Source organism: Kribbella sp., from assembly GCF_035655035.1.
Taxonomy (GTDB): Bacteria; Actinomycetota; Actinomycetes; order Propionibacteriales; family Kribbellaceae; genus Kribbella.
Genome location: NZ_DASRVN010000515.1, coordinates 1 through 9,144 on the forward strand (window position 1 = coordinate 1; position 9,144 = coordinate 9,144).

8 protein-coding genes are annotated in these 9,144 nt (G+C 69.5%); 3 read left to right on the forward strand and 5 right to left on the reverse strand.

Annotation, left to right across the window (positions count from 1 at the left end):
* Positions 1–270: 270 nt before the first annotated feature.
* Entirely contained in the window at positions 271–1,098 is an 828-nt protein-coding gene (locus VFF46_RS28165) for a Bax inhibitor-1/YccA family protein (RefSeq protein ID WP_325040244.1), read from the forward strand.
* A gap of 53 nt (positions 1,099–1,151) precedes the next feature.
* Here VFF46_RS28165 and VFF46_RS28170 read toward each other — a convergent pair whose 3' ends face one another.
* Entirely contained in the window at positions 1,152–2,174 is a 1,023-nt protein-coding gene (locus tag VFF46_RS28170; RefSeq protein WP_325040245.1) for a DUF2252 family protein, read from the reverse strand.
* On the reverse strand, positions 2,171–3,313 hold the full coding sequence (locus tag VFF46_RS28175; protein WP_325040246.1) for a cation:proton antiporter: 1,143 nt from the start codon (positions 3,311–3,313) through the stop codon (positions 2,171–2,173). The genes VFF46_RS28170 and VFF46_RS28175 overlap by 4 nt, the downstream gene beginning before the upstream one ends.
* A gap of 112 nt (positions 3,314–3,425) precedes the next feature.
* On the opposite strand from VFF46_RS28175, the gene VFF46_RS28180 reads away from it, so the two are divergent.
* Entirely contained in the window at positions 3,426–4,415 is a 990-nt protein-coding gene (locus tag VFF46_RS28180; RefSeq protein WP_325040247.1) for a VOC family protein, read from the forward strand.
* 55 nt (positions 4,416–4,470) lie between these two features.
* On the opposite strand, the gene VFF46_RS28185 is transcribed toward VFF46_RS28180, so the two are convergent.
* Positions 4,471–4,701 (reverse strand): DUF4287 domain-containing protein, encoded by a 231-nt coding sequence (locus VFF46_RS28185; RefSeq protein WP_325040248.1) that lies wholly within the window; start codon positions 4,699–4,701, stop codon positions 4,471–4,473.
* A gap of 193 nt (positions 4,702–4,894) precedes the next feature.
* A complete protein-coding gene (locus tag VFF46_RS28190) occupies positions 4,895–5,923 on the reverse strand; it encodes an SGNH/GDSL hydrolase family protein (protein WP_325040249.1) in 1,029 nt (342 codons plus the stop codon).
* Positions 5,924–6,000: 77 nt separating this feature from the next.
* Between VFF46_RS28190 and VFF46_RS28195 the strand changes: the two genes are divergently transcribed.
* Positions 6,001–7,374 carry a cystathionine beta-synthase gene (locus VFF46_RS28195; protein WP_325040250.1) on the forward strand — a complete coding sequence of 458 codons (1,374 nt, stop codon included), beginning with the start codon at positions 6,001–6,003 and terminating at the stop codon, positions 7,372–7,374.
* A 453-nt stretch (positions 7,375–7,827) separates the two neighbouring features.
* Here VFF46_RS28195 and VFF46_RS28200 read toward each other — a convergent pair.
* The coding region (locus VFF46_RS28200; RefSeq protein ID WP_325040251.1) for an NAD(P)/FAD-dependent oxidoreductase at positions 7,828–9,144 on the reverse strand (1,317 nt) is incomplete at its 5' end.

The following is a 9,144-nucleotide window of genomic DNA, read 5'->3' on the forward strand; positions in this document are numbered from 1 at the left end:
CGGCTGGTCGAGGTCCTCGGTCGTGACAAGGTGACCTCGGCGCTCGCTTGGTGGGTCGAGTCCGGATGGCGGCCGTCGGTCCAGTGGCTGCTCAATGGGGCGACGCCGACGCCCAAGGAGCGGCTGCGACGACTGGATACATCCATAACCGATTGATTTCTGCATCCTTCTGTATTTGCAGAAGAATTGGTGGTGGAATTCTCAGATTGTGTTCAGGAAGGGGTCGTAGGATCTTGATACGGCCCCGGATGTGGGTCATCAGGAGGAAACATGCAGAGCAGTAACCCGGTGCTGAACCGGTCGAGTGCGTTCGCGCCTGGCCACGGGCAGGCCTATCCGGGGGCCGCTCCGTACGGTCAGCAGGCTCCCTACGGCTACGGCGGGTCGGGAATGCCTCCGCAGCAGTACCAGGGGGCTCCGGCCGCGAGCCGGCCGATGACACTGGACGACGTGATCGTGAAGACGGCGATCACCCTGGGCGTCGTGGTGGCGGCCGCCGCGGTCGCGTGGTGGACGATTCCGACGGCGCTGGTCACGCCGGCGTTCCTGGCCGGGATGCTGGTGGCGTTCGCGATCGCCATGGTGCTGTCGTTCTCCCGCAAGGTGAACCCGGCGCTCGTGATGCTGTACGCCGCCGCCGAGGGTGTGTTCCTCGGGATCGGCAGCAAGTTCATCGCCCACTGGGTCGGTGACTCCGGCATCATCGTGCAGGCGATCCTGGCCACGATGGTGACGGCCGGCCTGACCCTGGCGACCTACAAGTACTTCGCGATCAAGGTGACGCCGAAGTTCACCAAGATGGTGGTCATCGGCACGATGGGCTTCGCCGGCGTGCTGCTGATCAACCTGCTGCTGAGCCTGTTCGGCATCAGCACCGGGATCGGCGGGATGGGCGCGATGGGGCTGCTGTTCGCGGCGATCGGCGCCGGTCTCGCGGTGTTCAACCTGATCCTCGACTTCGACCTGGTCGAGCAGGGCGTCCGCCAGGGCGCCCCGCAGAACGAGGCCTGGCGCGCGGCGTTCGCACTGACCGTCACGCTGGTCTGGCTGTACTGGAACATCCTGCGCATCCTCGCCATCCTCCGCGGCGGCGACTGATCCAGCAGCGCAAACGGAAGGGCCGGTCCAGGTGGGCCGGCCCTTCCGGCGTTTCACGCGGCGTACTGCTTGTACTGCGCGGTCGTGTCCTTCGCCAGCCGCCGTGTCGCGTCCAGCAGCCAGTCGGACGGCAGCGCCTCGACGTGCCGCCGCGCGTCCCGCAGATGGTGTGGGAGAGCCCCGTGTACGTCGAGAGCCGCGCGGGCCATCGACGTCAGGACGAGCTCGACCGCGCGTGGCCGCAGCGACTCGATCGTGATCCGTTCCACCTCGGGGGACAGCGCCCGGAGCTGCCAGCCGGCGATCCGGCGCATCGGATCGGGACCGCGCAAAGTGCCGAGGATCCGCCCGTACAGCAGGTCGTCCGGCAGCAGCCCGACGTCCACGTAGTCCGCGGTGGCCGGCCCGACCACCTTCACCTCGCGGGCGATGTCGTCACCGACCGCGACCATCCGCGGATGCCCGAGCGAACCGGTGCCCGCCTGCCGCCGATGCCACGACGCGTGCGGAACGGTCGCGGCCTTCCGTACCGCGGCCGGCAGGATCGACGGATCCGCAGCCGCCCCTACCCGGAGCTTGTCGTAGTACTTCGCGGCACCGGCCGGCTTCGGTAGCAGCGCCCGCAGATGCTTCGCGCCCGGGTCGGCCAGGTCCACCGCGCGCCCCGGCTTCGCCGTCGTCCACGCGTCCAGCAGCACCCGGCAGATCCGCTTCGGGCTGATCGTCACCTCTGGCGTCAGTACGGCGGACACCGCGAGCCGGAGCAGGTCGATCGCCGGCGGTCCCCACGCCAGCTCGTCGAGGTCGTTGACGCCCCACCGCCGGACCCCGCGATGGTCCCGCCAGGTCCCGAAGTTCTCCACATGCAGGTCCCCGACCACCGGCGCCTGCGGCCCGGCGAGCAACTCGGGCGTCAGTACGGCGACCCGCTGCAGCCACAGGTAGTACGTCCCACGCAGGAACCGCAGCGGATCACCCGCAAGCTCGCGATGCTTGAGCTCCAGATCCTCCGGTACGACGGGAATCCTGTCCGCCAGCCACTTCTCGTACGCGGCCGTCTCGGCCTGTACCGTCATTTCCTCGTCGCCACCAATCCACGTCGTACGGCGAACCCACCCGCGACCGCGCTGACCGCGATCGTGATCAGTGCGCCGAGGATCAACGCCGACGGCTCACCCGGCTGGAGCACGTGCAGCGACGTACCGACCGTGGCCGCGGCCACCGGGACGCCGAGCTGGGCGGCCGCGAGGGCGCCGATGCTCAGCGGCTGCCGGGTCAGCCTCCCGGACAGGTGGCTGATCACGGCGCCGACGCCGAGCGCGACGCCGAGGGCGATGAACGCCGGCTTGGTGCCGAGCTCCCGCAGGTTCAGCGAGGCACCCAGCCAGACGAAGAACACCGGGCCGAGGAACCCCTCGGTCAGTGCGAACAGCTGCCGCGCGAGCCGCCGCGGCTCGCCGACCGCGGCCACCGCGAGCCCGAGCACGAACCCGGCCAGCATGATCGACACATGCATCACGGTCGCCAGCGCGGCGAGCGCGAACAGCACCATCAGGCTGACCCGCAGCTCGATCGCGAACCGCCGCTCCTCGGACACGTCGTGGACGCGATGCCGGTACCCGGACTTCTCCGCCTTGTTCAGCCCGAAGAACACCACCACGCCCGCCACGATCACCGCGAGCGCGCCGAGCGCCGCCCGGCCGGCGTGCGGCGGGTCGATCGCGAGCGGCAGCGCCACGATGCAGGTGGCGTCGGCAATCGCGACCTGGGGGAGCAGCTCGACCACCGGCCGGCCGCCGAGCCCGAGCGAGTCGACGATCGGCAGCACCAACGCCGCCGACGAGGACGCCATCAGCACCGCGTACAGCGGCACGTGGCCGGTGCCGAAGACCGCGTTCAGCCCGAAGGCGAGCGCGGTCGCGACGATCCCGGTGCCGACCGCGCGCAGCAGGCCGGGGCGGATCGCCCGTCGCAGGCTCTCGTCACGGACCGGAACGTGGGTGCCGGCAACGAACATCACCAGCCCGAACCCGATGTCGGCGAGGAACGTGAACGACGGGTCGGACGCGGTCAGGTACCCGATACCGGTCTTGCCGAGGACCACGCCGGCGATCAGTTCGCCGAGCACGATCGGGATGTGCCAGCCGCGCCGCAGCGCGAGCAGCGGTCCGGCCAGTCCGACCGCGACGACCACCGCGAGCATGGTGAAGCTCACCGGGCGACTCCTTTCCCCAGAGCGCCATTGTGCATCCGGGAAGCTGAGGAACGGCGGCGGCGCGGCGCTGTTCCGGACGAGGGCCGTCCGGATCCGGTCCTACCGTGGTCGTATGCAGACCGTCTGGTACGACGCTCCCTCGCACACCGCCGGCGCCGCGCTGGCCGCGCACCTCGACGTACGGGCGACCGGCGTACGGGCGACCGGCGTACAGGCCGCAGGCGTACCAGCCATCGACGTACGGGCGACCGGCGTACGGGTCCGGGCCGAGGACCTGACCGTGGTCGCGGCGGCGGCTCGCGAGCTCGGACTGAGCGAGGGCACGGCGCGGACGCTCTCCGTACAGATCGAAGCGGCGGACCCGCCCGCGATCCAGGCCTTCTGGGACCTGATGGCCGGCGCCCCGATCATCCCGGTACGCCGCCTCGCCGAGCTGCGGCCGCTCCGGAACCGGATCCACGTCGACGTGGTCCGCCCACGCGACGAGGTCCTGCGTGCCCGCGGTAAACGCGAACCGTCCGGCCCTTTCGGGGTGATGCTGGCCGACGACGAAGGAAATGAGGTCGACCTGGTACCGGGCGACCCGCTGCCCGGGACGACCGACTGGTACGCGTTGTTCAGCCCGATGGTCCACTACCCCAACGCGCCACGTCGTCTCGTGACGACGGCGGCGGAGCTGGCCGATGCCGCGGGCATTCCGCTGCAGCTCGACGTACGCCCGGAAGGCCTGACGATCGCGGGCCGGAAGGATACGTGGGAGACCGATCCGGCGTTCCTCGTCCTCGCGCAGCAGATCGAGGGTGCGGCCAAGGATCTCGGGCTGCGGGCGGATCCGGCGCCGCTGCGGTTCGTGCAGTTCGGCATCGACGCGCTCGACGTGCCGGCGGTACGGGCGTTCTGGACCGGGTTCCTCGGCTACGAACGCGACAGCAGGCCGGACGTCACCGACATCTACGACCCGCGCGACCTCAACCCCGTGCTGTTCTTCCAGCAACTGCGGGAGCCGCGGCCGCAACGGAACCGGATCCGGTTCGAGCTGGCGGGACGAAACCGTTGCCTGGTGACGGATCCGGAGGGCAACGAGGCACTGGCCGGAACGTGAAAGGCCTGCCCCTCCACCTGAAAGGGCAGGCCTCCACGTGTGTCTCCTTTGCGGCTCAGCTCATTCGCCGATGCGCCTTGACCAGGTCGAACTCGTGGACGATGGCGGTCGCGTGCCCATGCGCGAGCGCGTACTCGCTGGAGAGCCATCGCACTCTGTCGTCGAAGCGCAGGAACGACGGTCCGTCGTTCATCAGCCGGAACCACTCGGTCATAGCGCGTCCGGTGCATCTGGGCACGGCCTCCACCAAACGCTGATGCGTCTCCTCGGAGTGGTTCAGACCCATCTTCGCCTCCCGTCATCGGGGTACCGCGTAGTTATCGACTGTGCACCACCCGGCCGCCAGGAAGCAAGACTCCCGACATGAAAGTCCCCGCTCAGCGGACGCACAAGCCCCACTCGCACGGCTCCATCGCACAACCTGAAGCTGTTGCGTTGAAGGGTTGAGATGGAGGTGAGCGGACGCACAAGCCCAGTAACTATTGGCCTACCGGAACGCTTTCCGGGTTTTCCGCGGCGTCTTCCTCGACCCGGGCGACGTCCGCCTTCGGGTGCCGGCGGCGGTGCCGGAGGGCTGCCCAGCGACCGCGCGGCCCGCGCTCGCGACCGGCCACCTCGGTGGCGGCGACCTCCGTACCGGCACGCCGCGCGGCCTGCACCGCGGCCTGCGCGACCGGCAGGATCGCCTCGCCGCGGAACGGCTCCGGATGCACGAACGACTCCGGCCCGACGCCCATCGCGGCCGCCACCGACGGCAGCAGCGCGGCGGACGCGGCGGCGTACCCGGTCGCGGACGGGTGGAAGTTGTCCCGGCCCCACATCGACGGATCGGTGCGGAACACCTCGCCGAGCAGCGAGCCCAGAGACACGGACCGGCCGCCTGCTTCGACGACTGCGATGGTCTGAGCGGCGGCCAGCCGGTGGCTCCAGGACCGGGCGACCTGCCGCAGCGGCGGCATGATCGACCGGACCACGCCCAGGTCCGGACAGGTACCGACCACCACCTCGCAGTTCGCGGCGCGCAGCCGGCGGACGGCGGCGGACAGCAGCCGGACCGAGGTCGACGGCGGCATCTTCGCCTTCACGTCGTTGACGCCGATCAGGATCACCGCGACGTGTGGACCGGCCTGCAGCGCGGCGTCGACCTGGGCGGCCAGGTCGCTGGACTTCGCGCCCGTCTTCGAGACGTCGACCAGCCGCACCGGCCGTTTGGCCAGTTCGGCCAGCCCGGAGGCGAGCAGCACGCCGGGCGTCTCCTCGGGCGACTCGGTGCCGTAACCGGCCGCGCTCGAGTCGCCGATCATGGCGAACGTGATCGGATGTCCTGGATACCGGCCGTACAGACCGTTGCCCGGAGTGGGGTAGTACCTCGTCGGTCCGATCACGCGCTTCGCGTACTCGGCCTCAGCGGTCAGTACGCCGTACAACGTGGCACCGATGAGTCCGAGTCCCCCGCCCCCGAAGGCTGCGGCCTGGGCCAGCTTCTTGGCTGCCCGGGCTCTACTCATGTAACAAGGATTACACGCTGTTATCGCGATGCAAGTGAAAATAGGGCAAAGCGGTTCGTATCACTACAGTAAAGATCGTGCGCTACGCAGAATCTCTCCTGGACCTCGTCGGCAACACCCCGCTGGTGAGGCTGTCCAAGACCACCGACGGGGCACGGCCCCTCGTCCTGGCCAAGGTCGAGTACTTCAACCCCGGTGGCTCGGTGAAGGACCGGATCGCGGTCCGGATGATCGAGGCCGCGGAGGCCTCGGGCGAGCTCAAGCCCGGCGGGACGATCGTCGAGCCGACCTCCGGGAACACCGGTGTCGGGCTCGCGATGGTCGCCCAGCAGAAGGGCTACAAGTGCGTCTTCGTCTGCCCGGACAAGGTCAGCGAGGACAAGCGCAACGTGCTCAAGGCGTACGGCGCCGAGGTCGTGGTCTGCCCGACCGCGGTCGCGCCGGAGCACCCGGACTCGTACTACAACGTCTCCGACCGCCTGGTCCGCGAGATCGAGGGCGCCTGGAAGCCGAACCAGTATGCGAACCAGAACAACCCCCGCTCGCACTACGAGACCACCGGTCCCGAGTTGTGGGAGCAGACCGAGGGCAAGATCACGCACTTCGTCGCGGGCGTCGGCACCGGCGGCACGATCAGCGGCACCGGCAAGTACCTCAAGGAGGTCTCCGGCGGCCGCGTCCAGATCATCGGCGCCGACCCGGAGGGCTCGGTGTACTCCGGCGGTACCGGCCGGCCGTACCTGGTCGAGGGCGTCGGCGAGGACTTCTGGCCGGAGACGTACGACCGGGAGATCTGCGACCGGGTCATCGAGGTGTCGGACGCGGACTCGTTCGCGCTCACCCGGCGGCTGGCCCGCGAGGAGGCGATGCTGGTCGGCGGTTCGGCCGGGATGGCCGCCGCCGCGGCGATCCGGCTCGCGCACGAGCTGGACGACCCGGACGCGGTGATCGTCGTACTGCTGCCGGACGGCGGGCGTGGTTACCTGACGAAGGTGTTCAACGACGACTGGCTGGCGCAGTACGGCTTCCTCGCACACGCCAGGCAGGGCACCACGCTCGGCGACGTACTGGCCGGCAAGGACGGCAGCCTGCCGCCGCTGGTGCACACGCACCCGCACGAGACGATCGCCGAGGCGGTCGCGATCCTGCGCGAGTACGGCGTCTCGCAGATGCCCGTGGTCCGGGCGGAGCCGCCGGTGATGGCGGCCGAGGTGGCCGGCGCGGTGTCGGAGCGGACGCTGATGGACGCGCTGTACTCCGGCAAGGCGCGGCTGGCCGATATCGTCGAGCAGCACATGGACCCGGCGCTGCCGTCCCTGGGCGCCGGCGAACCGGTGGCCAAGGCGGTCGAGCTGCTCGAGGGACGGGACGCCCTGATGGTCCTGGACGACGGCAAGCCGGTGGGCGTACTGACCCGGCAGGACCTACTGGTCCATCTGTCCGCCGACTGAGTTAGCGGTTGACGACTGACGGGATGATGGCGATCAGCGCGGTGATCACGATGCCGATCACGATGGCTGCCGCTCCGGCGATCTGAAGGATTTCCATGTCTCAAGAGTCCTTCACCGAGGCTGCCGAGACATCGGCCTCCCGGCCGGTCTTCCGCTCATCCCAAGGTCGTACGCCGACCCACCCGGCCTCCTACTTCAGGAGTCCGGGTTATCACCTAGTGGACGAGTAAAAGGACACCGCTGCGCGGCGGCTGTCCTTCGGCCGCCTTCGGCGGCGTGCTGCCGCTGTGGTGTGGAGCGTTTACGCCGGGGGTAGCTGTTCCCGCGCGGAACGGTCACCGCTGCGCGGCGGCTGTCTGTTGGCGGCCTCCGGCGGCCTGGTGCCGCTGTGGAGCGGGAGGTTTGGGCCCTGGGCGAGTGTTCGGACCGTCCGAGCAGGCGTGGAGGGGAGGCCTAGTGGACGAGGGCGAAGTCGGAGGGGTTGAGTTTTCTGGTTCGGCGCCAGTAGGTGAAGGTCCACTCCGGCCAGATGGTGGAGTTTCGGCCGGAGGTGTCGAGGTACCAGCTGGTGCAGCCTGATTGCCAGACGGTGTGTCCGAGTTCGCGCTGGACGGTGCCGACGAACTGGTCCTGGGCCTCCTCGCGGACCTCGACGTACGTCGCGTTGCGGCGGCGGAGCAGGTGCAGGGCCTGCATCACGTAGCGGACCTGGGCCTCGATCATGAACACCATCGACGAGTGGCCGAGCAGGGTGTTCGGGCCGACCAGCAGGAACAGGTTCGGGTAGCCGGCGACCGTGATGCCGAGGTGCGCGCCGATCCCGTTGAGCTTCCAGTGGTCGGCCAGGTCGACGCCGTCCCTGCCGAGGATCGGCATCCGGGTCAGGTTCGCCGAGACGTCGAAGCCGGTGCCGAGCACGATCGTGTCGCAGGACCGCTCGGTGCCGTCGGCGGTGACCACGCCGGTCGGGGTGATCCGCGCGATCGGGGTGCTGACCACGCCGACGTTCGGCCGGGTGAGTGCCGGGTAGTAGTCGTTCGAGATCAGGATCCGCTTGCAGCCGATCTGGTAGTCCGGGGTCAGCTGGGCACGCAGTTCGGGGTCGGTGACCTGCTTGTGCAGGTGCCGTTTCGCCTGTAATTCAAGGCCTTTCATCAGCTTCGGGTTCCCGGCGAAGCCCGCGCCGCGACCTTCCAGCCCCCAGTAGACCGCGTTCCGGATCGCGCGCTGGCCGACGGGGAACCGCTGGTGCAGTCTGCGTTCCCACTGGGTGATCGCGCGGTCCGGTTTCGGCGTGATCCACGGCGCCGTCCGCTGGTACACGTCCAGCTGCGCGACCTGCGGGGCGATCCGCGGTACGAACTGGATCGCCGACGCGCCGGTGCCGATCACCGCGACGTTCCGGCCGCGGAGGTCCTGGCCGTGGTCCCACTGCGCCGAGTGGAACGCCGTACCGCCGAACGAGTCGAGGCCCGGGATGTCCGGCAGCTTCGGGCGGTGCAGGCTGCCGACGCCCGCGACCAGCGCCTGGGTCTCGATCGACTCGTCGTCGTTCACCGTGACCGTCCAGTGCCCGGACGCCTCGTCGAACACCGCCCCGGTGACCTCGGCGCCGTACCGGATCTTGTCCGCGACGCCGTACTTGTCCGCGCAGTGTCGCAGGTAGCCGAGGATCTCGTCCCAGGGCGCGAACATCCGGGTCCAGCGCGGGTTCTGCTCGAACGAGAACGAGTACAGGTACGACGGGATGTCGCAGGCGCAGCCCGGATA

What these genes read in the sequence shown, in the direction of transcription:
- VFF46_RS28165 (WP_325040244.1), top strand. Translation starts at nt 271, where the DNA reads ATGCAGAGCAGTAACCCGGTGCTGAACCGGTCGAGTGCGTTCGCGCCT.
- VFF46_RS28180 (WP_325040247.1), top strand. Translation starts at nt 3,426, where the DNA reads ATGCAGACCGTCTGGTACGACGCTCCCTCGCACACCGCCGGCGCCGCG.
- VFF46_RS28190 (WP_325040249.1), bottom strand. Translation starts at nt 5,923, where the DNA reads ATGAGTAGAGCCCGGGCAGCCAAGAAGCTGGCCCAGGCCGCAGCCTTC.
- VFF46_RS28170 (WP_325040245.1), bottom strand. Translation starts at nt 2,174, where the DNA reads ATGACGGTACAGGCCGAGACGGCCGCGTACGAGAAGTGGCTGGCGGAC.
- VFF46_RS28185 (WP_325040248.1), bottom strand. Translation starts at nt 4,701, where the DNA reads ATGGGTCTGAACCACTCCGAGGAGACGCATCAGCGTTTGGTGGAGGCC.